The organism is Pseudomonas sp. 5.2 (genome assembly GCF_059025405.1).
Genome location: NZ_JBYBHH010000008.1, coordinates 215323 through 239529, shown reverse-complemented (window position 1 = coordinate 239529; position 24207 = coordinate 215323). Strand labels below are relative to the sequence as shown.

The following is a 24207-nucleotide window of genomic DNA, read 5'->3' as shown; positions in this document are numbered from 1 at the left end:
ATGGCCGGGTTTTTTTTGCCTGGGATTTCTCGGTTGCTTGTGCCGGCCCTTTCGCGGGCAAGCCCGCTCCTACAGGGAATTCACTGTTCTCAAGGCCCGTGGTGTACCTGTGGGAGCGGGCTTGCCCGCGAAAGGGCCGGCACAGCCCCCACACTTCTCATGGTTGAACTCACGCGGCGCAACCCGCTAAGGTCGCCGCCTTGATCCACGAGAGGCAACCATGGGCTACCTGATTATCGTCGCGCTGATTCAGGCGTTTTCCTTCAGCCTGATCGGCGAGTACCTGGCTGGGCACGTCGACAGCTACTTTGCCGTGCTCGCGCGGGTGCTGCTGGCGGGCCTGGTGTTCTTGCCGCTGACCCGCTGGCGCCAGGTCGAGCCGCGCTTCATGCGTTCGATGCTGCTGATCGGTGCGCTGCAATATGGCATTACCTATGTCTGCCTGTACCTGAGCTTTCGCGTGCTCACCGTGCCGGAAGTGCTGCTGTTCACCATCCTCACGCCGTTGCACGTGACCCTGATCGAAGATGCCTTGAACCGGCGTTTCAACCCATGGGCGTTGCTGGCCGCGCTGGTGGCCGTGGCGGGAGCCGCGGTGATTCGTTTCGACAGCATCAGTGGTGAGTTCTTCATCGGCTTCCTGCTGCTGCAACTGGCCAACTTCACCTATGCCGCCGGCCAGGTGCTGTACCGTCACCTGATCGCCCGAAACCCCAGCGACCTGCCGCACTACAAGCGCTTCGGCTACTTCTACCTCGGGGCCTTGATCGTCGTGCTGCCGGCGTTTTTGCTGTTCGGCAATGCCCAGCACCTGCCAAGCACCGATGTGCAATGGCTGGTGCTGTTGTTCCTCGGGTTGTGCCCGACCGCGCTGGGCCTGTACTGGTGGAACAAGGGCGCATGCCTGGTTTCCGGGGCGACGCTGGCCGTGATGAACAACCTGCATGTGCCGGTGGGGCTGTTGCTCAACCTGTTGATCTGGAACCAGCACGAGCCACTGGGGCGGTTGCTTATTGGCGGCGCGGTGATTCTGGCGTCGGTGTGGATGAGCCGGTTGGGTAGCCGCACTGACGCCGCGCTGATCCGCAAGGCCTGATATGCATACCCTCTTTGTCATCGTCGCGCCGATCTTTGCCCTCATCCTGGTCGGCTACCTGTGCCGTCGCGCCAACAAGCTCGGCGACAAGGCCGCAGCCGAAATCAACAAGATGGTGGTCTGGCTCTGCTTGCCGGCCTTGCTGTTCAAGGTGACCGCCACTGCGACCTGGAGCGAGATCTGGCACCCAGGCTTCATCGTGGCGTTTGGCACGGGCGCCCTGGCCATGTTCGTGATCACGCTGGCGTGGCGGATGTACAGCGGCCATAGCCTGGTCGCGGCGAGCATCGACGGGCTCAGTGCGGGGTATGCCAACACCGGCTACATCGGCATCCCGCTGTGCCTGTTGCTGTTCGGCCAGGCGGGCTTGCAGCCGGCGCTGATCTCGTCGTTGATCGTGGTGTGCCTGGTGTTCGCCATTTCGCTGACCTTTATTGAGGTCGGGCTGCAGGAAGAGCGGCAGGTCGGCCGGGCGGTGCTGGTGGTGAGCAAGGCGCTGGCGAAGAACCCGCTGGTGATTTCGCCGGTGGTGGGGGCGGGGTGGGCCATGAGCGGGTTGGGGCTGGCCGAGCCGGTGATGCATTTTCTCGACATGCTGGCGTTGGCCACCACGCCGTGCGCCTTGATATCGCTGGGCGCATTCCTGGCAGAAAAGCGCGCGGGTGCGCAAGCCAGCCCGTGGCCGTTGGTGGGATTGAAACTGGTTGGGCAGCCGGCCCTGACCTGGGTGCTGGCGTACAAGGTGTTCAGCCTGCCGAGCATGTGGGCGGCTTCGGCGGTGCTGCTGGCGGCGCTGCCGACCGGGACCGGGCCGTACATGCTGGCGGAGTACTACAACCGCGAGGCGGGGTTGATTTCGCGGACGATCCTGTTGTCGACCGTGGCTTCGTTGGTGACCCTGACCGGGTTGTTGTACCTGCTGGGGTATGCGGGGTGATTCGGGGGCGCTTTGCGCCCCATTCGCAGCACAAGGCTGCTCCTACAGGGAGCGCGTACCTCCTGTAGGAGCAGCCTTGTGCTGCGAATGGGCTGCAAAGCAGCCCCGGCGATCTCAAGCCTCGCTCATCTCTTCCAACCGGTGCGGCACTCGCCCGCTCAACCCCACCCGCATGTCATTGCCACTCGGCTGTTGATACAAGCTCAAGCCAAACTCCGGCAACACCGCCAGCAGGTAATCGAAGATATCCCCCTGAATCCGCTCGTACTCCGCCCACACCGTGGTAGTGGTGAAGCAGTAGATTTCCAGCGGCACACCCTCGGCGCCGGTCTGCATCTGCCGGACCATGCAGGTCATGCCCTGATGCACATTGGGGTGGTTCTTCAGGTAAGCCAGCGCAAACGCGCGGAAGGTGCCGATATTGGTCAGCTTGCGGCGGTTGGCGGACAGCTCGGCCACCGGCCCCAGCGCTTCGTTCCAGGTTTGCAGTTCCTGGCGCTTGCCAGCCAGGTAGTCGCCCAGCAGGCGCACCTGGGTCAGGCGCTGTTCCTCTTCGCGGGTCAGAAAACGCACACCCGCCGCGTCGATGAACAGGCTGCGCTTGATGCGCCGGCCGCCTGACTGCTGCATGCCGCGGTAGTTGCGGAACGATTCGCTCATCAAACGCCAGGTCGGGATCGAGACGATGGTCTTGTCGAAGTTCTGCACCTTCACCGTGTGCAAGGTGATGTCCACCACATCGCCATCGGCACCGACCTGTGGCATTTCGATCCAGTCACCCACATGCAGCATGTCGTTACTGGTCAATTGCACGCTGGCCACGAATGACAGCAGGGTGTCCTTGTAGACCAACAGCAGCACCGCCGACATGGCACCCAGGCCCGACAGCAGCAGCAACGGCGAGCGGTCGATAAGCGTGGCGACGATGACGATGGAGGCGAAGATCCACAGCATCATCTTGGCCAGTTGCACATAGCCCTTGATCGAGCGGGTGCGGGCATGCTCGGTGCGCGCGTAGATGTCGAGCAAGGCATCCAGCAGGCACGACAGGGCCATGGTCATGAACAGCAGGGTAAAGGCCAGGGCAACGTTGCCGAGGAAGTGCTGCGCCGTGTCGGACAGTTCCGGCACCAACTTCAGGCCAAACTGCAGCACCAGCGACGGTGTGGTCTGGGCCAGCCGGTGCAACACTTTGTTGTGGCGCAGGTCATCCAGCCATTTCAGCGCCTGTTGGCGCGCCAGCAGGCGGGTGCCGTGCAGCATCAGGAAGCGCGAAAGGCGGCCGACGACTAGAGAAATCAGCAGCAGGACGGCCAGGCCGATGGCGGCGTGGAGCATGGGATGTTGATCGAGGGTGCCCCAGAGGTCGAGGGAGTCACGCCAGATTCGTTGGATATCCATGGGGTTTTGAACAGTCTGTATTGCCAAACGAAGCGCCATTAGAGCGCGGATGCCGATAAAGTTGCCAAAAGAAATTCGGCTATGGCGGCAGAAAACGTTACCCTATGCAACTGAATTTCCCGCACTTGCCTGAGGTTACCTCCGTGTTTTCCCAATTCGCCCTGCACGAACGCCTGCTTAAAGCCGTGGCCGAGCTTAAATTTGTCGAGCCGACCCCGGTGCAGGCAGCGGCCATCCCCCTGGCCCTGCAAGGGCGTGACCTGCGTGTGACCGCGCAGACCGGCAGCGGCAAGACCGCGGCATTCGTCCTGCCAATGCTCAATCGCCTGGTCGACCTGAGCGGCCCGCGCGTGGAAATCCGTGCGCTGATCCTGCTGCCCACCCGTGAGCTGGCACAACAGACCCTCAAGCAGGTGCAACTGTTCTCCCAGTTCACCTACATCAAGGCTGGCCTGGTTACCGGCGGTGAGGACTTCAAGGAACAGGCCGCCATGCTGCGCAAGGTGCCGGACGTGCTGATCGGCACCCCGGGCCGCCTGCTCGAGCAACTCAACGCCGGCAACCTGGACCTGTCCCACGTCAAGGTCATGATCCTCGATGAAGCCGACCGCATGCTCGACATGGGCTTTGCCGAAGACATGGAGCGCCTGTGCAAGGAGTGTGAGAACCGTGAGCAGACCCTGCTGTTCTCCGCCACCACAGGCGGCGCGGCCCTGCGCGACATCATCGGCAAGGTGTTGAAAGACCCTGAGCACCTGATGCTCAACAGCGTCTCGCAGCTGGCCGAAGGCACCCGTCAGCAGATCATCATGGCTGACCACGACCAGCACAAAGAGAAGATCGTCCAGTGGTTGCTGGAAAACGAGACCTACCAGAAGGCGATCATCTTCACCAACACTCGTGCCCTGGCCGATCGCATCTATGGTCACCTGGTGGCCAAGGACGTGAAGGCCTTCGTCCTGCACGGTGAGAAGGATCAGAAAGACCGCAAGCTGGCCATTGAACGCTTCAAGCAGGGCAGCTCCAACGTGCTGGTGGCAACCGACGTTGCCGCCCGTGGCCTGGACATCGACGGCCTGGACCTGGTGATCAACTTCGACATGCCACGCAGCGGTGACGAGTACGTGCACCGTATTGGCCGTACCGGGCGTGCGGGGGGCGAAGGCCTGGCGATCTCGTTGATCACCCACAACGACTGGAACTTGATGTCGAGCGTCGAACGCTACCTCAAGCAGCAGTTCGAGCGCCGGGTGATCAAGGAAGTCAAAGGCACCTACAACGGGCCTAAAAAGGTCAAGGCTTCGGGCAAGGCTGCCGGTACCAAGAAGAAAAAGGTCGAGAAGAAGTCGGGTGACAAGAAGGCTGGCGCTAAGCGCAAGCCGACCGCCAAGCCAAAGGCCAACGCGCCACTGGCCAGCTCCGACGGCATGGCGCCGCTGAAAAAGCGCACGCCAGCGGCTGAGTAAGCCGTCTGCAGCCCTATCGCCGCCTTGCCGGCGATAGGGCCTTTACCGCCTCTGCGTCACTCCGCTTTTTTCTCCGCTGTCTTCAATTCCTTGATTCGCGTATCGATAAGCTGGCACTTGTCCGGCAGGTCCTTACTCGCCGTCCCCAGCTCCATACCCTGGAGCTCATCGTTGATCTCCTTGGCCTTCTGCGGGTTCTGTTCGGTCAGCTGGCTGACCAGCCCGGCCAGTTCTTCGCGCTTCTGAGTGGCCTCCTCCGGCGTGCAGGCCCAAGCGGGCAGGGCGCAGAACAGGGCGGTTGCACAAGTGATGCGCAGCAGTGATTTCATCCTTCATACCTCCGGCATTGGCTATGCCTGGTGGAGGGCGGTACATGCCTTGAAGTTCAGCCTGGACGACCGGCGGGCTCGATAACCCGCAGGTGCAAGATAACCAACAGTTAGTGTGCAAGGTGAGGTTTTGCCGTCATGTCTATACCCAACGCCTTCATGACTGCGAGGAACGATTTAAGGGTCGGATTGCCGTGTTCGCTGAACGACCGGTAAAGTTGCTCACGAGACAAGCCGGTTTCTTTCGCCAGATCGCTCATCCCTTTTGCACGAGCCACTACGCCAACGGCTTTGGCCACGTAGCTGGCATCACCCGTCTCCAGCGCATCGGACATGAATTGAGCAATGGCTTGCGGTGTGGTCAGGTAATCGGCCGCATCGAACTCAAAAAATGTTTCAGTCATTTTGCATCCTCCAGGAACGCAGGATTTCGTGAGCCGCTTTGATGTCGCGCCGCTGGCTGCTCTTGTCCCCGCCGCAAAGCAGTATTACCAACGTATCGCCTGCTTGGTGAAAGTACACCCGGTAGCCCGGACCATGGTGAATTCGGAGTTCACTCACGCCGTGGCCAACTGCCAAGACGTCACCAGGCAGGCCCTCCATCAAACGGTTAATACGAGCAATGATCCGGATACGCGCCATTTCGTCCCGGAGCCCATGCACCCAATGTCTGAAACTGCTGGATTCGATCTTCTTCATTGGGTGAATGTAGTTTATAAATCACACTGGGCTAGCGCATCAAATGGTTTCTGTTTTTTTCTGAACACGACCCGCCGCAGGCAGGTCCCAACCTGTGTACCCCTTCCGTCCACAGCAGGAGCCTGCCGCCATGAGCACCACCTACGACTGGGACTTGATCGAACGCTTGCTGCATGAAGTGCAGAACAGCGCCGGTCACAGCTTTACGCCACGCCCCTACGCCGAGCAGCACGCCGCAGCGCTAGCCGCCAAAGGCCAGCCGATAGGCGATCTGGACCACTTGAAGACCCGGGCCTGCGAATACGAGAAACTGCTGTTCGAGCGCGGCTTCATCGAAAGTCGTCCTGATGAAGAGGGGGGCAACGGCGAAAACTTCGTCCTCAGCGAACGCGGTTCGCGCCTGTTGAGCCTGATCGACAGCAGCATTCCGGGCTTCGAGCACCCGCGTCAGGTCTTGGATGAACAAGCCGATGCGTTGGATGAAGCGACCTTTGAGCAGGTGTCATCGAAGGCACAGATTGCTTGAGGTCGTTTTGAGGGTGGCACGGGTGGGCCTGTAAACCCGATAATCGGCAGTCTTTGAAGACTGCCGAGCTGATCCCATGCCAATGTTTACCCCAAAGGCCCGCCGATGAGCGCGGCCCGGAAGAACCCCGACGCCTTCGCTTTCCAGGTCATGCTTGGGTTGTGCCTGATCTGGGGCTGCCAGCAAGTGCTGATCAAGACGGCTGCCGTCGACATCGCTCCGGTCATGCAGGCCGCGTTGCGCAACTGCATCGCCGCCGGGCTGGTGGGCCTGATGATCTGCTGGCGCGGTGGTTGGGAGCAGGTGGGCAGCACTTGGCGCGCCGGGCTGTTGGCGGGCGGGTTGTTTGGTGTCGAATTCCTGTTCATCGCTGAAGGGTTGAAGCTGACGTCGGCAGCGCACATGTCGGTCTTCCTCTACACGGCACCCGTTTTCACGGCGTTGGGCCTGCACTTCATGCTGCCCAGTGAGCGGCTGCGGCTGCTGCAGTGGTTGGGGATCTTGCTGGCCTTCGGTGGGATCGCCACCGCGTTTGCCGGTGGCATGTCGTTTGAAGAAATGGACAGCCGCACGTTGCTGGGCGATGCCTTTGGCGTTGTGGCGGGGCTGGCCTGGGGTGCGACGACGGTGGTGGTGCGCTGTTCCCGGCTTTCGGAAGCGCCGGCGACCTTGACCCTGTTCTATCAGTTGGCGGTGGGCTTTGCCGGGCTGCTGCTGATTGCCTTGCTCAGCGGCCAGATCGGCGCGGTGTCGCTGACGCCTTTGGCGGTGGGCAGTGTGCTGTTCCAAGGGATCGTGGTGTCGTTTGTCAGCTACCTGACCTGGTTCTGGTTGTTGCGCAAATACCTGGCGTCTAACCTCGCGGTGTTTTCGTTCATCACGCCGCTGTTCGGCGTGACATTCGGCGTGCTGCTGCTGGATGAGCCGCTGAGCGTGAACTTTGTACTTGGCGCGGTGATGGTGTTGCTGGGTGTGGTGCTGGTGAGCGCCGAGCCTTGGGTGAAGCAGCAATTGCGCAAATGGGTGGGGTGATAGCCGCTGCCCTAGGCTTCACTGACCGTCAACCGAAACCCCTGTAGGAGCAGCCTTGCGCTGCGAAGAGGCCAGTGGCAGCAGCGAGCATCTACGTTGTTGCCACTGGCCTCTTCGCAGCGCAAGGCTGCTCCTACACGGATTGCGCGGTGGTTGAAGGGGCTGCCAGGCAGCTGGGGTTGGCATGCGCTGCAGTCAGCACCAACACCCCGGCCACTGCCAACCCGCTCGCAGCCAGCAGCAATGCCAACTCCAGGCTCCCCGAGTAGTGGTTGCTGACTGCCGCCAACAACGGCCCGCTGAGTTGCCCGAGCGCAAAGCACGCAGTGAGCAGCCCGGCATTACGCTGCGTCGCGTGTGGCGCCAGCTCTCGCGAGCGCTGCATCACCAGCTGCATGCAGGCCAGGAACGGCGCGCCGCACAGCACCACACCCAACCCCAAGCCAAGGCCACCGCCCATCAGGCATGCGAGCACACCGAGCCCTTGCAGCCACAGGGTGGCGGTCAGCCAGGCAGAGGTCCGGCCGGCCCGGCGCACGCTCACCAGCAGCACGCCCAGCGCGGCTGCCAGGCCAAAGGCCGGCCAGAACAGGTCGGCCATCCACTGGCCGTGAAACTGCTGGTTGGCCATCTGTGACAAGAAGGTGGCCGGCAGGATGTAACCGACGCCGTACAAGGCATAGACCAGCCCAAGGCGCGCAATCCCGGCGTTACCTAGCCTACCGGGCTGCGCAGTGGCCGGGTGCACCGTTTGCGCTTGCGCCTGCGGCAACCAGGGCCGTACGGCCAACAGCATCATCAGCGCCGCCACCGCGTAGATCAGCCACAGCGCTGCCGAACCCAGCCCCAACCCATGCGCAACCAGTGCCAGCAGCCCGGTAACGGCGATCCCCAGGCCCGGCCCGGCAAACACCAAAGCGCCCAAGCGGGGTTGATGGTGTGCGTTGGCAACCTGCTGGCTGAGGCTGGTGATCATCACCAATACCCAGGCGCTGGCCACGCCGGTACCGAAGCGCAACAGCAGGTGGCTCCAGAAGCCATCGGCGGCCCACGAGGCCAAGGTCAACAGCACGCACAGCCACAGGCCACCCTGCAGGCGCAGGCGTACCTGGGCAGGCTTGCGGGCGAACATGCCATCCACCGCACCGATGAAGTAACCCAGGTAATTGGCCGCCGCGACCAGCCCGGCGGCCGTGAGGTCGAACTGGCCTTCGGCGATCAGTTGCGGCAGTTGTGGGGTCAGGGCGAAGCGGCCGATGCCCATGGCCATCATCAGCGCCACGGCGCTGGCCAGCAGTTGTATACGGGGCGACATGGAAGGGCTCCTGCACGTTGGTAAGCGATGGATGGCAGGTTAGGGGGCTTTCGCGTTCAATAAAATTGAATAATGATGATGAAGTTGTTCTGTTTTGGAGAATGGTATGGAGTTCAGCCAGCTGCGCATCTTTCAGGCGGTCGCCGAGGAAGGTTCGGTCACACGCGCCGCCGAGCGCCTGCATCGGGTGCCGTCGAACCTGTCGACGCGCCTGCGCCAGCTCGAAGAGCAATTGGGCGTGGAGCTGTTTCTGCGCGAGCGCCAGCGCCTGCAATTGTCGCCCGCGGGCAAGGTGCTGCTGGACTACGCCAATCGCTTGTCGGCGCTACGTGACGAGGCGATGGCGGCCGTGCAAGGTGGCCAGCCGGCCGGGGAGTTTGTGCTGGGCACCATGTACAGCACCGCAGCCACCCACCTGCCGGCGTTGTTGGCGCGTTATCACCAGGCGTACCCGGCGGTGAACCTGCAGGTGCGTGCAGCGCCCAGCGGTGAGCTGTTCGAGGGCTTGCTCAGCCATGGCCTGGACGCGGCCTTGGTGGATGGCCCGCCGAGCCTGGCAGGGCTGGACGGTGTGCCGCTGTGCGACGAACAGCTGGTGTTGATCACCAGCCCCGAACACCCGCCCGTGCACACGGCAAAAGACGTGGCAGGCAAGGCGGTGTTCACTTTCCGCCAAGGCTGCTCGTACCGAATGCGCCTGGAGGCCTGGTACGCCCACGCTCATACGCCGATGGGGCGGGTGATGGAGATCGAGTCGTACCAGAGCATGCTGGCCTGTGTGATTGCCGGCGCAGGTGTGGCCATGATGGCGCAGTCCATGCTCGACAGCCTGCCTGGGCGCGACCGGGTGCGGGTCCACCGGCTGCAGGCACCCTTCGATCAGGCGGTCACGTGGTTGATGTGGCGCCAGGGCATGCGCGGCGCAAATTTGCAGGCCTGGATCGATCTGCAACAAAGCGAAACGATTAACCAATCGTCGGAATGCGCCGTTCAGGCTTGATCCGCGTCAAAATGGCCCTTATCTCTAGGACCAGATGCATGCGCAATACAGGACATCGGGCTATGATCTGTATGAAACATCACTGGATTGATTGACCGTGAGGCTGACCCGTCAAGGGGGCACTATGAAGAAACCACTGTTCAACTGGCTCCACGACTTGGCTGTCGCACTGGGGTTGATTCCACCCCCCCTGCAGCCGGTGCCGATCCCGACTGATGAAGAGCAGCGCAAGCGCCAACCGCGCCGTCGCTGAAATGACAAAGGCCGCCGCATCATTGCTGATGCGGCGGCCTTTTTGTTGCGGTGAATCGTCTGTATGCCCTAGCGCGTATCAGGCCAGCTTGACTGCTGCCATCGATTTACGCGACATCAGGCTGACTGCGACAAAGCTCACCAGGCCAACTGTCAGGCTGTAGTAGATCGGCGTGTTGGCTTCCAGCCCGTCCTTGAACATGAACAGCAGCGCAGTAGCGAAGCCCAGCGACATGCTGGCGATGGCGCCTGCGGTGGTTGCGCGTTTCCAGAAGATCGCACCGATCAGCGGGATCAGCATGCCGCCGACCAGCAGGTTGTAGGCCAAGGTCAGGGCGTTGATCACATCGTTCACCACCAAGGCGATACCCAGTACCACCAGGCCGGTCAGCAGGGTGAACAGACGGCTGATGGCCAGGCTCGACTGCTTGCCGCCACGCAGCTTGGGCAGCAGGTCTTCAGTCAGGGTGGTGGACGCGGCCAGCAGGCCAGCGCTGGCAGTCGACATCATGGCCGCCAGGGCCGCCGCCATCAGCAGGCCACGAATGCCATCGGGCAGGGTGCTCTTGATCATCTCCGCAAAGGCATTGTTTGGGTTGGCCAGGTCGGGCATCAGTACGTGCGCGGCCATGCCGATCAGGGCGCAGGCCAGGCCGTACACCACGCAGTAGACGCCTGCGGTGGTACCGGCACGTTGGCAGACCTTCTCGTCACGGGCAGTGAATACGCGCTGCCAGATGTCTTGGCCGATGAGGATGCCGAAGAAGTAGATCAGGAAGTAGGTGATGATGGTGTCCCAACCGATGGTGGTCAGCTGGAAGCTGGCCGCAGGCAGTTTGGCCACCAGGGTGTCCCAGCCACCGGCCTTGTACAGGCACACCGGCAACAGGATGAACATCAGGCCGACGGTCTTGATGACGAACTGGACGATGTCGGTCAGGGTCAGCGACCACATGCCACCGATGGTCGAGTACAGCACCACCACGCCGCCGCCGAGCATCAGCGACATCCAGAACGGCAACTCGAGCAGCACTTGCAGCACGGTCGCCATGGCCAGGGTCGAGGTCACGCCGATCATCAGCGCGTACGCCAGCATGATCGCCGCACTGGCCTGGCGTGCCATTGGGTTGTAGCGCCGCTCCAGAACCTGGGTCACGGTGTAGATGCGCAGGCGCAGCAGCGGTTTGGCGAGGAACAGGTTGAGGGCGATGATGCCCAGGCCCAGGGCTGCGCACAGCCAGAAGCCAGAAATGCCGTGGACATAGCCCAGGCGCACAGTGCCGACGGTGGAGGCGCCGCCGAGTACGGTAGTGGCCATGGTGCCCATGTACAGGGTCGGGCCGAGGTTGCGTCCGGCCACCAGGTAGTCTTCCTGGGTTTTTGCCCGACGCATGCCATACCAGCCAAGCCCGAGCATGCCGGCGGTATAGATCATTACAACGATGATGTCCAAGGCCATTGGGGGTCTCCCGATTATCTTTATTATGGCGAGATCGACCGCACGGGCTTAGCGCCACCCGGCGGTCTAGTCTTGTGTTGGCGGGCCTCAGTGGCCCTCCCTCATGGCTCCTGCCGGGGTATTGCAGTCAAGCGGTGCCGTGCTATCGCCAGGATCAGCGACGCACGACGCCCGGCAGTACGCAGAGCATCTCGAACAGCAGGTTGGCGCCGAGCAGCGAGGTGTTGCCGGTGGTGTCGTAAGGCGGGGAGACTTCGACGAGGTCACAGCCGATCAGGTCCAGGCCGTGGCAGCCGCGAATGATCTCCATCGCTTGGATCGTGGTCAAGCCTCCAATTTCAGGCGTGCCGGTGCCAGGGGCCCAAGCGGGGTCGATACCGTCGATGTCGAACGACAGGTAAACCGGGCCGCCGCCGACTTTTTCACGGACTTCGGCCATCAGCGGTTCCAGCGATTTGTGCCAGCATTCCTCGGCCTGCACCACGCGGAAGCCCTGGCGACGGCTCCAGTTGAAGTCGTCGGCGGTGTAGCCTTGGGCGCGCAGGCCGATCTGCACCACGCGGTCACAGTCGAGCAGGCCCTCTTCCACGGCGCGGCGGAAGGTGGTGCCGTGGGCGATCTTCTCGCCGAACATGTGGTCGTTGACGTCAGCGTGGGCATCGATGTGCACCAGGCCGATCTTGCCGTGCTTTTTATGCAGGGCGCGCAGGATCGGCAGGGTGATGGTGTGGTCGCCGCCCAGGGTCATCGGGATAACGTTGTGCTCGACGATTTCGTCGTAGGCTTCTTCGATGATGCGCACGGCGTCGAGCAGGTTGAAGGTGTTGATGGCCACGTCACCGATGTCGGCGACCGACAGCGAGTCGAATGGCGCAGCCCCGGTAGCCATGTTGTACGGGCGGATCATCACCGACTCGGCGCGGATCTGACGCGGGCCGAAGCGAGTGCCGGAGCGCAGCGAAGTGCCGATGTCCAGGGGCACGCCGATGAATGCGGCATCCAGGCCGGCGGCGCTTTGCAGGTGGGGGAGGCGGAGCATGGTGGCGATGCCGCCGAAACGCGGCATTTCGTTGCCGCCCAGTGGTTGGTGGAGAGTCTTGTCCACGGTGGGCCTCATCAGTCGGTCGATTGTTGTGTTTGTTCGAACCTGTGCCGCGGCGCGCCTGTGTAGTCTGGTTGTGCCGGCGGGCAGGACATTTCGGCCGAGTTTGCGCAAGGTAGTGCGTAGGAAGAATCGCTACCGGCAAATACTTACTTCAGGAATTTCTGAACTAATGCCCGCGCAACCGGTTAGACTTCACGCATTTACTGTTGCGGAACCGTTGCACCATGACCTCGACCCTGCCCGATCTGAAACTGCTACGCATCTTCGTCAGCGTGGTGCGTCACCAGGGCTTCGCCAACGCCCAGCGCGATTTGAACCTGTCGACGTCAGCCATCAGCACCTACATGAGCCAGCTGGAGGGCGGGCTGGGGATTGTGCTGTGTCACCGTGGTCGCGGCGGTTTCAGCCTCACCAGCAAGGGCGAGCTGTTTCATCAGGAGAGCCTGCGCCTGCTGGCCGAACTGGATGGCTTTGAGCAATATGCCGCAGCCCTCAAGGGTGAACTGCGCGGCACGCTCAACCTAGGCGTGATCGACTCCACCGTGGGTGACCGTGCGCTGCCCCTGGCCGAAGCCATCGGCGCCTACAGCCAGGAGCACCCGGCGGTGCACTTGCACCTGTCGGTGTCCAGCCCGTACGAACTGCAATTGGGTGTACAGGACAACCGCCTCGACCTGGCCATCGGGGCGTTCTCTTCGCGCATGAGCGGCCTGGTTTACCAGCCGCTGTACCGTGAGCAGCACTGGCTGTACTGCAGCAGCCGCCATCCGTTGTTCAACGAGCGGCGCATCCCTGAGCAGGTGGTGACCCAGCAGCGCATGGTCGGGCGCGGCTACTGGAGCCAGGCAGAGCTGGCCCGGCATGGCTTCAAGCACAGTGCGGCGACGGTGGAAAGCATGGAGGCGCAGCTGATCCTGATTCTCTCCGGTGCCTACATTGGCTACCTGCCAGAGCATTACGCCCAGGCTTGGGTGGAGAAGGGCGATCTACGGGTGTTGTCGCCCTCTACCTTCGGCTATCAGGCGCCCTTTTCGTTGATTATTCGTCGTGGCCGCAGCCGCGAGCCGTTGATTCAGACGTTCCGCGACTTGCTTAAAAGCCAGCTCAACGTGGGTTGATACACAGCCTGTCCATGCATTCCGTCGGGACGGGCTCAATTCCTACGGAACATGACCGCTAACCTGATAGCGCTCTGCTAAACATCAACTTGCGCTGATGATTCCTCCCTATTTCATCCTGCAAGGATCGCCCAAGATGCGCATGAATTTGCCCGTCACTGAGCACGAAAGAACCTTCTCCAGCGATCAACGCCTGATCTCCACGACGGACCTCAACAGCCGCATCACCTACTGCAATGACGCCTTCGTGGCGATCAGCGGTTTTACCTACGACGAACTGGTCGGCCAGACCCACAACCTGGTGCGTCACCCGGACATGCCCCCGGCGGTGTTCGGGCACATGTGGGACACCATCAAGCAAGGCAAACCCTGGATGGGCGTGGTCAAGAACCGCGCCAAAAACGGCGATTACTACTGGGTCAGCGCTTACGTCACCCCGGTGTATGAGCAGGGCAGGGTCAGTGGCTATGAGTCGGTGCGTTCAGTGCCGACACGTGAGCAGATTCGCCGTGCCGAAGCGCTTTACGCGCGCTTGCGTGCCGGCCGTTCGCCGGTGTCGTGGGCGGCGCGGCTAGGGCATGAATTGGGGCACGGCTGGCCACTGATCGGCGCGGGCCTGCTGTCGGCGGCAAGCTACCTGTGGCTGCCGCCCTACGCGGCCCTGGGGGTGCTGATGAGCAGCCTGTTGCTGGCCTGGTACCTGGTCGAGCATCACCACAGCCAGGCCATTCGGCGCACACTTGGCGAGCACCCGAAAGCCTTCACCAGCCCGTTGGTGGCGTTGACCTACAGCGACAACCTGGGCCTGCAGGGTCAATTGGACATGGCCATCATCAGCGAAGAGGCCCGCTTGCAAACCGCCTTGACCCGCCTGGTGGACGCCGGCGTTGGGGTGAAGTCGCGGGCGGCGCAGTCGGCTGACCTGTCCGACGCCCAGGCGCAGATGCTTGACCGCCAGCGCAACGAAACCGACCAGTCCGCCACGGCAATCGCGCAGATGGCGGCGACTATCCAAGAGGTTACCCACAACGTGCAAAGCACTGCCCATGCGGCAGGCGATGCCGACCAGTTGGCGCAGCAAGGCAGTGAGTTGGCCCAGCAGAGTCTCAAGGCTATGGGCAGCATGAGCGATGCGGTCAACGACATCGGCCAGGCGGTCAACGCGTTGGCCGAGCAGACCCAGTCGATCGGTAGCGTGGTCGATACGATCACCTCGATTGCCGAGCAAACCAACCTGCTGGCGCTCAATGCCGCCATCGAAGCAGCGCGCGCCGGGGAGCAGGGGCGCGGCTTTGCCGTGGTGGCCGATGAGGTCCGCTCTTTGGCCCAGCGCACCCGTGCCTCGACCGAGGAGATCCATCAGATCATCGCCTCGTTGCGGGCAGGGGCAGAGCGGGCAGTGAGCACGGCCAGCCGCGGCGAGCAGATTTCGCGCGACAGCGTACACAGTGTCGAAGCGGTGCAAGCGGCGTTGAGCGGTATCGCCCAGGCGGTCAGCCGGATTACCGGCATGAGCCAGCAGATGGCGACGGCCTCTGAGCAGCAAAGCCATGTTGCCGAGGATATCAACCAGCAGATCGTGAGGATTGCACAGCTGTGTGATCAGAGCGCCGGACAGGCCAGGCAAGGGGCGGAAATCAGCCAGGACCTGGAGCGTATGGCGGAGTATCTGCATAGCTTGGCGGAGCGTTTCAACCGCTGACGTTCAGCGTATCCCACAAGGAAGTGGGGCTTTTCTGCAGGGCTATGGCACACTGCGCCCGGTAAGGAGAAGCCGATGCCCAGACCCCGCTGCGAGCGCTGCCAGCGCCCGCTCGACCACTGCCTTTGCCCACTGATACCCTCGCTCGACAGCCGCACCCGCGTGGTTCTGCTGCAGCACCCCAGTGAAAGCGCGCACGCCCTGAATACCGCCCGCCTGGCCGCCCTTGGCCTGGTCAATGCCGAATTGCGCGTTGGCGAGGTGTTCGACGACCTCGTTGAATTGCTGCAGACACCAGGCTACCGGCCGGCGCTGCTGTTCCCGGGTGAGCATGCCCAGGTGCTGACGGCTCATGGTGAGGGGGATGACAGGCCCTTGCTGTTGATCGTGCCCGACGGTACCTGGCGCAAGGCACGCAAGCTGCTGTACCTGAATCCGTTGCTGGAGGCCTTGCCGCGTGTGACGTTGGGTGCGGTCGCGCCTTCGCGCTATCGGTTGCGCAAGGCGCCGGAGCCGGGGGCATTGTCGACCCTTGAGGCGGTGGTGGAGGCGCTGAACGTGCTGGAGCAACCTGTCAGCTTCGATGCCTTGCTCAAACCGTTCGAAGCCCTGATCGAGGGGCAGATCAAAGCCATGGGCGCCGAGACGTTCCAGCGCAATCACGGCACCCCATAAACGTGTAGGAGCAGCCTTGCGCTGCGAAGAGGCCGGTGAAAACGCAGTTAATCCTGGCTGTTTTCACCGGCCTCTTCGCAGCGCAAGGCTGCTCCTACACGCGTATCAGCCAACAGTCAGGTTGCCCCAACTGTTGATCAACGCATCTCAGGCAGCTGTGCGTCGGTCTTCACCTCATTGCTGGCGATGGCTTCTGGCGGCAGCGAAATACGCTGCTTGCTCAACAGCTCACCCATGGTTGCCAACACGCGGTACATCGAGAACTCCTCGGTGTAACGCACTTCGGTGTAACGACGGTCGGCGTTGTACAGCTCGTTCTCACTGTCGAGCACGTCGAGCAGGGTACGTTGGCCAAGGCCGAACTGATCCTGGTAAGCCGCGCGCACGCGCTTGGTGGTTTCGGCGTATTCACGCGCAGTCGGAGTCTGCTTGCGTGCGTTGTTCATGGCGTTCCAGGCCAGGCTCAGGTTCTCGGTCAGCTCGCGCAGGGCGTTGTTGCGGATGTCCAGGGCCTGGTTGATCTTGTGGGCATCGGACTGCAGGCGGGCCTTGTCGCTGCCGCCGCGGAACACGTTGTAGTTCAGCTCGACACCAGCCTGCCAATCGTTGTTGCTGTGGCCCTTCTCACCGCCAAGGTTGTTGTTGGCACCCGTGGCCAGCACAGCGTCCAGGCGTGGGTAGAAGGTCGACTTGGCCACTTCATATTGCCGCTCGGCCGCATTGACGTCGGCCTGGGCGGACTTGATGTAAGGGTTGTTCTGGCGCATGCCTTCCCGGGCATCGTCGAGGGTGCCAGGAATTTCAACCTTGATCGATTGCGGCCCTTCCAGTTCGTCGGGGTGTTTGCCGATGACGCTGAAGAAGTTGGCCTCGGCATCGGCCAGGTCGACTTCTGCGGTGTCCAGGTTGTTCTCCGCCAAGGCACGGCGGGCGCGGGACTGATCGAGGTCGGCGGTGCTGCCGACGCCGCGCTCAGTGCGCAGGCCGATCTGGTCGTTTACCCGCAGGTGGGCTTGCAGGTTGTTCTTGGCCAGCGTCACCAGCTCACGGCGCTTGAGCACTTCGAGGTAAACCTCCACTGCGCGCAGGGCAACATCCTGGGCGACCGCCTGGGTGTAGTAGGCGCGGGAGGTGGCGACCGCTTCGGTGCGGCCTACTTCGTTCGAGGTGTTGAAGCCGTCGAACAGCATCTGCCGCAGGCGCAGCTCAGACTGGGTGTAGCTGAGGGTGGCCTTGTCATGGTTGCGCGTACCGTCGGGGTTGGTGCCGCGGGTATTGAGGTTGTCCGAACGCTGGCGGCCATAGCCTGCGACCAGGTCAACGGAAGGGTAGTAGCCGCCGCGCGCGAATTTCACGTCTTCATCGGCAGACAGCTTGCTGTTGCGGTTGGAGCTGATCTGCGGATGGTAGTCCACGGCGCTCTGAACAGCCTCGGTAATCGACATCGCCTGTACGTTGGCACACGCCATTGCCAACAGTAATGCACTGGTGATGGGGGTCAAAACGCGCATGGGTACCTCTCCCTGATCCTAAAATAAGTCCTGCTGGTCGCCAAAAAAATGACGATATAGTTATCATGCAAATCGTTTCAGGTTTTTAACAACAGAGCTAAGAACATTCAATCAAAGTGATAAGAAGATTTTCTCATAACAGATATTGATAATTGACTTATCCGGTCTAAGAGGGCGCGGGCGACGCTGAAGTCCCACCGAAATCAAAGCGGCCGAAAGTCTCGTTTTTCAAGGTTTACAGCGAGTTCCAGAACTTTTGCAGCTAAAAAAAAGGCTGGATAGGCGAAATAGATATTTGGCGACAAAAAAATGACGCGCAAGGATTTAGGCCCGCTATGTGGTCACCAAGAGGGTGCTATTACTGGCGCACGCAGCATTGATCACTGCTTGCGCAGGGTCTTTTGCTTGAGGATATAGAGACTGACCAGCACCGCGCTGGTGAGCATGAACGCTCTAGCCCAGAACAGCGGTACCAAGTAGCACGACAGGCCAATGCTGGCCCACATCAGGCTGATGGCGTAGACCTTGCCTTTTAGCGGTATGCCTTCGCCACTGAGGTAATCACGGATCCACGGCCCGAGCTTCGGGTGATGGACCAGCCAGTAGTGAAAGCGGGGCGAGCTGCGCGCGAAACACGCCGCCGCCAGTAGCAGAAAAGGGGTGGTGGGCAACACCGGCAGGAATATCCCCAGCACCCCCAGCGCAACGCTGAGCCAGCCAACGGCCAGCAGCAGGTAGCGCACAGCCGACTCAGTGGTGGCGTGGCTTGAGCAGCGCCGGCTTCTCATCAGGAGCGTGCAGCAGTAGGAACAGCGCGCTGAGTGCTTCCGGGATCTGCACGATCATGTCGTCCTGCAGGTTGGCATTGCTGGCGATGTCGGCGAACTCTGGTTGCTCGTCGAACAGGCCCGAACCGACCATGATCGGCAGCAGCATCTCGCTGACTTCTTCTTCAGCGTTCTCGAACCAGGCCTCTTCACGCAGGAACACGCCCTCCATGAAGCCGATGCACCAGCCGCGCAGGTCGGAATCGTCCGGCTCGTCGGTCAGGTCCAGGTCGCATGGCAGGTCGAATTCTTCGTCGCTGGCCAGTTGACGCGCGATGTGCGCCTTCAGTGCCACCAGGGTCGCTTCGATCTCGGTGCGCTGGGCATCGCTGGCGTAGTGGGGTTCTTCGGCGAACAGGGCGTCGATCCACTCGCGCTCAGGTACGTCCTCGGCATTGATCGACAGGGCCGTGAGGTAGCCGTGAGCGGCGACGTAGTCCAGCGCTTCTTCGTGCAGCTCGTCGGCGTCGAGGAAGGCTTGCAGGCGGGTGAGTTGCTCGGCGAAGGACATTACAGGGCTACCTTGGGGAATAAACGATACCGAATTCTAGCACCTTGCAGCGTTGGCGGGGCAAAGGGAACGTCTGTCACAGCGGCACCCTGCGTGGGTTAGCACTGGGGTATAATCCGCGATTTTTCATCCAGGGGCGGTCTTTGTCGGCCGTCTGGTAAAAACCGCTTACGCATTCGGCGTGTGCGGGGCGGGTTTTTCGTCCAGCCTGTCTCCAGGATGGTACGGCGATTTGTGGAGTTGCACATGCTCGAACAGGCTCAGCGCGTTCTCAAGGATATCTTCGGCTACGACAGTTTCCGTGGGCGCCAGGCAGCAATCATCGAATGCGTGGCCAACGGCGGCGATGCGCTGGTACTGATGCCCACCGGCGGCGGCAAGTCGCTGTGCTTCCAGGTGCCGGGGCTGCTGCGCCCAGGCCTGACCGTGGTGGTTTCGCCGCTGATTGCGTTGATGGACGACCAGGTCGCCACGCTCGACGAGCTTGGCGTGGCCGCGGCCGCACTCAACTCGACGCTGAGCGCCGAGCAGCAACGTGAGCTGGCCGGGCGCATGCGCCGCGGTGAGCTGAAGATGCTGTACCTGGCGCCTGAACGTCTGGTTCAGCCGCGCATGCTCGACTTCCTGCGCGACCTGGACATCTCGCTGTTCGCCATCGACGAGGCCCACTGCGTGTCGCAATGGGGCCACGATTTCCGTCCGGAATACCTGCAGTTGGGCCAACTGGCCGAGCTGTTCCCGCATGTGCCGCGCATCGCCCTGACCGCCACCGCCGACATGCGCACCCGCGAAGAGATCGTCCAGCGCCTGCACCTGCAGGGCGCCGAGCGTTTTCTTTCCAGTTTCGACCGGCCCAACATCTTCTACCGCATCGTGCCCAAGGAGGCGCCGCGCAAGCAGCTGATGGCCTTCCTCGGTGAGCGTCGCGGCAACGCAGGCATCGTCTACTGCCTGTCGCGCAAGAAGGTCGACGAGACCGCTGCCTTCCTCTGCGACCAGGGCTTCCCGGCGCTGCCGTATCACGCCGGCCTGGCTGCCGAAACGCGATCCGCCAACCAGCACCGCTTCCTCAACGAGGAAGGCTTGATCATGGTCGCCACCATTGCCTTCGGCATGGGCATCGACAAGCCCAACGTGCGCTTTGTCGCCCACCTCGACCTGCCCAAGTCGCTCGAGGCCTATTACCAGGAGACCGGCCGTGCCGGCCGTGATGGCTTGCCGTCCGATGCCTGGATGGCCTACGGCCTGCAGGACATGGTGATGCTCAAGCAGATGCTGCAGAACTCCGAGGGCGACGAGCGCCACAAGCGCGTCGAGCAGCACAAGCTCGACGCCATGCTGGCCCTGTGTGAAGAAACCCGCTGCCGCCGCCAGTCGTTGCTGGCCTATTTCGACGAAACCCTGGAGCAGCCCTGCGGGCATTGCGACAACTGCATCGACCAAGTGCAGACCTGGGACGCCACCGAACCTGCCCGCCAGGCGCTGTCGGCCGTATTCCGTACCGGCCAGCGCTATGGTGTCGGGCACCTGGTGGACGTGCTGCTGGGCAAGGACACCGAGAAAGTGCGCAATTTCGGCCACGAAAAGCTTTCGGTGTTCGGTGTCGGCAAGTCGCTGGCCGAGGTCGAGTGGCGTTCGTTGTTCCGCCAGCTGGTCGCGCGCGGCCTGGTAGATATCGACCTTGAAGGCTACGGGGGGCTGCGCCTTTCCGACAGCTGCCGGCCGCTGTTGCGCGGCGAGGTGACCTTGCAACTGCGCCGCGACCTCAAGCCGCAGACGGTGGCAAAAAGCGCTGGCAGCGGCGGCAGCCCGGCCAGCCAGTTGGTGCGTGCCGAAGAACGCGAGCTGTGGGAGGCGCTGCGTACCCTGCGGCGCAAGTTGGCCGAGGAGCACAGCGTGCCGCCTTACGTCATCTTCCCCGATTCGACGCTGCTTGAAATGCTGCGCAGCCAGCCCGCCAGCCTCAGCGACATGGCCCAGGTCAGCGGCGTGGGTGCGCGCAAGCTGGAGCGCTACGGTCAGGCCTTCCTGGAGGTGCTCAACGATAGCGGTGGCACCGATGAGGCGCCCAAGGTGGTGCTCGACCTGCGCCACGAACTGGTCAGCCTGGCGCGCGCGGGCATGACCCCCGCGCAGATCGCCGGCCAGCTCAATTGCAGCGAAAAGAACGTGTACAGCCTGCTGGCCGAGGCCATCGGCCGCCAGGAACTGAGCCTCGATCAGGCCCTCGACCTGCCGGAAGACCTGATGATGGAGGTGCAGGACGCCTTCCTCGACGGCGAAGGTGAGCTGCCGCCGGTGTCGACTATCGCGCCCTTATTCGGGCCACGGGTACCGGAGGGGGTGCTGTATTGCATACGTGCAGCATTGGCCGCGGAGTTCGACGTTTAACAGCCGGCAGGTTCGAGGCCAGAACCGCCAACTGCTGACCTTTGTCATGCTTTTTGACGATTATCGAACACTGGCAAGCGCCCGAGCCTTGCCACGTGGTCCGGGGCATGGTTAGCTGCCTAATAATTAGATCTATTCAATGAGTTGCTTATGCCCCTGACCGACAACCAACACCGCTTCGGCATGCAGCTGGCCCAGATGTCCCGGGGCTGGCGTGCCGAGCTGGACCGCCGCCTGGCCGGGTTAAACCTGTCCCAGGCGCGCTGGCTGGTGTTGCTGCACCTGGCCCGTTTCGAAGAAGCACCGACCCAGCGTGAGCTGGCCCAGAGTGTGGGTGTCGAAGGCCCGACCCTGGCGCGCTTGCTCGACAGCCTGGAGGCGCAGGGCTTGGTGCGCAGGCAGGCAGTGCTTGAAGACCGGCGGGCGAAGAAGATTTTGCTGTGCCCACCGGCCAAGCCGCTGATCGAACAGATCGAGACCATTGCCAACGCGCTGCGGGTAGAGCTGTTCACCGGGGTGGATGAGGCGGACCTGGAAGTGTGCATGCGGGTGCATGCGAAGATTCTGGGTAACCTCGAAAAATCCTGATTTCGGGCCGGATACGGCCCCATTGATTCAGAAGGTATGCCCCAAGTTCAGATACACCGCTTGCTCATGCGCACTGTTGGCCCCATAGCTCAGGCTCAACGGCCCCAACGGTGTCTCCAGCCCCAGGAAGATACTCGCCGCATTGATGTAGCCACTGTCGAACTCATTGTCGTTGTTCCACGCCCGCCCACGCTCCAGTGAGCCGCCGATGTACAACGGGAAGTCCAGCGGCACGTAGGCCCGTGGCGTCAGGCGGCGGTAATAGACCATGCGCAGCAAGCTGATGTTCTGCCCCGACACCGAGTCCTGGCGGAACCCTGACAGCTCCCGCGCGCCGCCCATCACGAAGCTTGAGGTCACCACCTCGGCATCATCCAGCGTGCGCCCGTAGCGCCCGCCCAGCACCCAGGTATTCGGGCCACTGCTGATGGCCTTGTCCAGGTTGAATAGCCACTGGCGGTAGTCCTGGTCGGAGTCGAGCGATTTGTCGTACTTGCGCAGGGTCAGGCCGATGTCTTCGCCGCTGTGCGGGAAGTACACGTTGTCGAGGGTATCGAACGAGTACTTGAGCTCGTAGAACCCTTCATTGAAGCTGACCTTGGGCAGGTCCTGGTCACCGATACGCACTTCGGCTTCCCCCCAGGCCTTGCCCGCGCCAAGGCGCACTTCGCCATAGGTGCCGATCTGCCGGCCGAGGTTGAGGCCAAAACCATAGCGTTCCAGGCGGTACTCGGCGATCGGGTCGTTGTCCAAGGTCGCCTCGATGTTGCGCGAGCCTATGTCCAGGTAGGGCGCGACGAAGTAGCGCGAGCCCACATCCAGCGGCTGATAGAACTCGCTGTAAAGCTCTTGCTGGTCGCCGATCTGGGCGCGGGTCAGCCATTCGGCGCCCAGGCTGTTGATGCCGTTGACCCGGTAGCTGGCGCCGAGGTTGAAGGCGCTGTCGCCGCGCAGGTCATCCGACAGGTTCAGGCCCAGGCGCAGGTAGTCGGTGCCGCCGCGTCTGCCCCGGGCATTGATCACCAAGGTGTTGTCAGCGCCCTTGTGCACCACGCGGTACTGCACCCGGTCGAAGTAGTCCAGGCCATACAGCGTGCCCATGTCGGTCTGCAGGCGGTCGAGCTCCAGCGGCGCATCGATCGGCTGGCGGATATAGGAGCGGATCACGTCGTCGCTGACCTTGGAGTCGTTTTCCACTCGGATCGCAGTGATCACCGGCGTGCGTTGGCGCGGCGAGCGGGCAACGGCCAGGCTGCTGTCGCCCTCGGGCTGGCGCAAAGCGGCCAGGCGCGGGTCGAGCAGGCGGGTGGCGCGGTAGCCGGCCTCGATCATCTCGCGGGCGCGGCCGAAGTCGGTCACGCCAAACGCGGCCAGCGTCGGCTGGATCAGGATGTCGTCGCGGTGCAGGCTGGCCAGTTGTTCTTCAGAGTTGCGCCGGGTCATCAGGGTGATCGACTGGTTCAGCACATCGACCACCGTGGCCAGTTGCTTGCGGTCACGCAGCGGCGTACCGATGTCGACCACGATGGCCAGGTCCACACCCATGTCGCGGGCCACATCCAGCGGGATGTTGTCGACCATGCCGCCATCCACCAGCAAGCGGCCATCCAGCTCGACCGGGGCGAACACCGCGGGGATCGACATGCTGGCGCGGATCACCTGGGGCAGGTGGCCGCGGCGGAACACCACCTTTTCGCCGCTGGCGATATCGGTGGCCACCGCCCGGAAGGGGATGGGCAGTTTGTCGAAGTCGCGGGTATCGGCGGTATGGGCCAGCTTGCTTTCCAGCAGCAGCGCCAGGTTTTGGCCCTGGATCACGCCCAGCGGCAGGCCCAGGCTGCCGTCGTCGCGAAAGCTTAGCTTCTGCTTGACCAGAAAATCACGGTCGTCCTGCTTGCGCCGGAACGGCACGTCCTTGCGCGGTGGCGCATCCGACAAGGCCTGTTGCCAGTCCAGGGTAGTGGCCAGCTTCTCCAGTTCTTCGACGCTGTAACCCGAGGCGTACAGCCCGCCGATCACCGCCCCCATGCTGGTGCCCGCGATGGCGTCGATGTGCACGCCTTGTTCCTCCAGGGCCTTGAGCACGCCGATATGGGCAAGGCCCCGGGCAGCGCCGCCAGAGAGCACCAGGCCAACCTTGGGCCGTACCTGCTCGGCGGCATTGACCGTGGCAGCAACCAGCATCAGCAAAAAACAGAACAGCAAACGGCGCATCGTGAGTCTCAAACCGTGGGCAAAAGACCGCTAGTATAAGCGGCCCCTTACCT

23 protein-coding genes are annotated in these 24207 nt (G+C 62.5%); 12 read left to right on the top strand and 11 right to left on the bottom strand.

All coding sequences use genetic code 11. The annotated features are described in order from the left end of the window. The first annotated feature begins 220 nt into the window (after positions 1 to 220). Both AC5PZ0_RS15005 and AC5PZ0_RS15000 read left to right on the top strand, forming a co-directional pair. Positions 221 to 1096, top strand: coding sequence for a carboxylate/amino acid/amine transporter (locus AC5PZ0_RS15005; RefSeq protein WP_085272467.1), 876 nt, complete (start codon positions 221 to 223; stop codon positions 1094 to 1096). Between the two features lies 1 nt (position 1097). Next, positions 1098 to 2033 (top strand): AEC family transporter, encoded by a 936-nt coding sequence (locus AC5PZ0_RS15000; protein ID WP_493855266.1) that lies wholly within the window; start codon positions 1098 to 1100, stop codon positions 2031 to 2033. A 114-nt stretch (positions 2034 to 2147) separates the two neighbouring features. On the opposite strand, the gene AC5PZ0_RS14995 is transcribed toward AC5PZ0_RS15000, so the two are convergent. Continuing rightward, positions 2148 to 3434 (bottom strand): mechanosensitive ion channel family protein, encoded by a 1287-nt coding sequence (locus tag AC5PZ0_RS14995; protein ID WP_085272469.1) that lies wholly within the window; start codon positions 3432 to 3434, stop codon positions 2148 to 2150. A 104-nt stretch (positions 3435 to 3538) separates the two neighbouring features. On the opposite strand from AC5PZ0_RS14995, the gene AC5PZ0_RS14990 reads away from it, so the two are divergent. After that, positions 3539 to 4900, top strand: coding sequence for a DEAD/DEAH box helicase (locus AC5PZ0_RS14990; protein ID WP_027593135.1), 1362 nt, complete (start codon positions 3539 to 3541; stop codon positions 4898 to 4900). Between the two features lie 56 nt (positions 4901 to 4956). On the opposite strand, the gene AC5PZ0_RS14985 is transcribed toward AC5PZ0_RS14990, so the two are convergent. The 3 genes from AC5PZ0_RS14985 to AC5PZ0_RS14975 all read right to left on the bottom strand — a co-directional run bounded on the left by AC5PZ0_RS14985 (position 4957) and on the right by AC5PZ0_RS14975 (position 5928). Continuing rightward, positions 4957 to 5229: a hypothetical protein gene (locus tag AC5PZ0_RS14985; RefSeq protein WP_027593134.1), complete on the bottom strand. Its 273-nt coding sequence runs from the start codon at positions 5227 to 5229 to the stop codon at positions 4957 to 4959. 110 nt (positions 5230 to 5339) lie between these two features. Further along, positions 5340 to 5633 (bottom strand): addiction module antidote protein, encoded by a 294-nt coding sequence (locus tag AC5PZ0_RS14980; RefSeq protein ID WP_027593133.1) that lies wholly within the window; start codon positions 5631 to 5633, stop codon positions 5340 to 5342. Then, positions 5626 to 5928: a type II toxin-antitoxin system RelE/ParE family toxin gene (locus AC5PZ0_RS14975; protein ID WP_493855265.1), complete on the bottom strand. Its 303-nt coding sequence runs from the start codon at positions 5926 to 5928 to the stop codon at positions 5626 to 5628. Before AC5PZ0_RS14975 ends, AC5PZ0_RS14980 begins: the two co-directional genes overlap by 8 nt. Before the next feature lie 130 nt (positions 5929 to 6058). On the opposite strand from AC5PZ0_RS14975, the gene AC5PZ0_RS14970 reads away from it, so the two are divergent. Together AC5PZ0_RS14970 and AC5PZ0_RS14965 are read left to right on the top strand one after the other, a co-directional pair. Then, positions 6059 to 6454 (top strand): hypothetical protein, encoded by a 396-nt coding sequence (locus tag AC5PZ0_RS14970; RefSeq protein WP_027593132.1) that lies wholly within the window; start codon positions 6059 to 6061, stop codon positions 6452 to 6454. A 105-nt stretch (positions 6455 to 6559) separates the two neighbouring features. Continuing rightward, entirely contained in the window at positions 6560 to 7486 is a 927-nt protein-coding gene (locus AC5PZ0_RS14965; protein WP_493855264.1) for a DMT family transporter, read from the top strand. A 133-nt stretch (positions 7487 to 7619) separates the two neighbouring features. Here the strand turns inward: AC5PZ0_RS14965 and AC5PZ0_RS14960 are convergent, their stop codons facing one another. Continuing rightward, positions 7620 to 8801 carry a YbfB/YjiJ family MFS transporter gene (locus tag AC5PZ0_RS14960; RefSeq protein WP_493855263.1) on the bottom strand — a complete coding sequence of 394 codons (1182 nt, stop codon included), beginning with the start codon at positions 8799 to 8801 and terminating at the stop codon, positions 7620 to 7622. A gap of 106 nt (positions 8802 to 8907) precedes the next feature. Between AC5PZ0_RS14960 and ptrR the strand changes: the two genes are divergently transcribed. Beyond that, a complete protein-coding gene (gene ptrR / locus AC5PZ0_RS14955; RefSeq protein WP_265968464.1) occupies positions 8908 to 9801 on the top strand; it encodes a putrescine utilization regulator PtrR in 894 nt (297 codons plus the stop codon). Positions 9802 to 9925: 124 nt separating this feature from the next. After that, positions 9926 to 10054 carry a PA1414 family protein gene (locus AC5PZ0_RS14950; RefSeq protein ID WP_256214945.1) on the top strand — a complete coding sequence of 43 codons (129 nt, stop codon included), beginning with the start codon at positions 9926 to 9928 and terminating at the stop codon, positions 10052 to 10054. Positions 10055 to 10132: 78 nt separating this feature from the next. On the opposite strand, the gene AC5PZ0_RS14945 is transcribed toward AC5PZ0_RS14950, so the two are convergent. Beyond that, positions 10133 to 11512, bottom strand: coding sequence for a sodium:solute symporter family protein (locus AC5PZ0_RS14945; protein ID WP_454243110.1), 1380 nt, complete (start codon positions 11510 to 11512; stop codon positions 10133 to 10135). 154 nt (positions 11513 to 11666) lie between these two features. Continuing rightward, positions 11667 to 12617 (bottom strand): agmatinase, encoded by a 951-nt coding sequence (gene speB, locus AC5PZ0_RS14940; protein WP_027593127.1) that lies wholly within the window; start codon positions 12615 to 12617, stop codon positions 11667 to 11669. Between the two features lie 224 nt (positions 12618 to 12841). On the opposite strand from speB, the gene AC5PZ0_RS14935 reads away from it, so the two are divergent. The 3 genes from AC5PZ0_RS14935 (at position 12842) to AC5PZ0_RS14925 (ending at position 16112) form a co-directional block, all read left to right on the top strand. Next, positions 12842 to 13735, top strand: coding sequence for a LysR family transcriptional regulator (locus AC5PZ0_RS14935; protein WP_027593126.1), 894 nt, complete (start codon positions 12842 to 12844; stop codon positions 13733 to 13735). A gap of 136 nt (positions 13736 to 13871) precedes the next feature. Then, complete coding sequence (locus AC5PZ0_RS14930; RefSeq protein WP_493855262.1) at positions 13872 to 15437, top strand: methyl-accepting chemotaxis protein; 1566 nt, start codon at positions 13872 to 13874, stop codon at positions 15435 to 15437. A 75-nt stretch (positions 15438 to 15512) separates the two neighbouring features. Continuing rightward, on the top strand, positions 15513 to 16112 hold the full coding sequence (locus AC5PZ0_RS14925) for a tRNA-uridine aminocarboxypropyltransferase (RefSeq protein WP_493855261.1): 600 nt from the start codon (positions 15513 to 15515) through the stop codon (positions 16110 to 16112). A gap of 137 nt (positions 16113 to 16249) precedes the next feature. Here AC5PZ0_RS14925 and AC5PZ0_RS14920 read toward each other — a convergent pair whose 3' ends face one another. The 3 genes from AC5PZ0_RS14920 to AC5PZ0_RS14910 form a co-directional block, all read right to left on the bottom strand. Then, positions 16250 to 17623 (bottom strand): TolC family outer membrane protein, encoded by a 1374-nt coding sequence (locus AC5PZ0_RS14920; protein WP_027593123.1) that lies wholly within the window; start codon positions 17621 to 17623, stop codon positions 16250 to 16252. Positions 17624 to 18003: 380 nt separating this feature from the next. After that, complete coding sequence (locus AC5PZ0_RS14915; protein WP_085272474.1) at positions 18004 to 18366, bottom strand: YbaN family protein; 363 nt, start codon at positions 18364 to 18366, stop codon at positions 18004 to 18006. A gap of 7 nt (positions 18367 to 18373) precedes the next feature. Beyond that, positions 18374 to 18961, bottom strand: coding sequence for a YecA/YgfB family protein (locus AC5PZ0_RS14910; protein ID WP_027593121.1), 588 nt, complete (start codon positions 18959 to 18961; stop codon positions 18374 to 18376). Positions 18962 to 19207: 246 nt separating this feature from the next. Here AC5PZ0_RS14910 and recQ point away from each other — a divergent pair, with 246 nt between their 5' ends. Both recQ and AC5PZ0_RS14900 read left to right on the top strand, forming a co-directional pair. Then, positions 19208 to 21352: a DNA helicase RecQ gene (recQ, locus tag AC5PZ0_RS14905; protein ID WP_027593120.1), complete on the top strand. Its 2145-nt coding sequence runs from the start codon at positions 19208 to 19210 to the stop codon at positions 21350 to 21352. A gap of 150 nt (positions 21353 to 21502) precedes the next feature. Next, a complete protein-coding gene (locus tag AC5PZ0_RS14900) occupies positions 21503 to 21940 on the top strand; it encodes a MarR family transcriptional regulator (protein WP_027593119.1) in 438 nt (145 codons plus the stop codon). A gap of 27 nt (positions 21941 to 21967) precedes the next feature. Here AC5PZ0_RS14900 and AC5PZ0_RS14895 read toward each other — a convergent pair whose 3' ends face one another. Continuing rightward, positions 21968 to 24154 (bottom strand): patatin-like phospholipase family protein, encoded by a 2187-nt coding sequence (locus tag AC5PZ0_RS14895; RefSeq protein ID WP_493855260.1) that lies wholly within the window; start codon positions 24152 to 24154, stop codon positions 21968 to 21970. Positions 24155 to 24207: the final 53 nt, after the last annotated feature.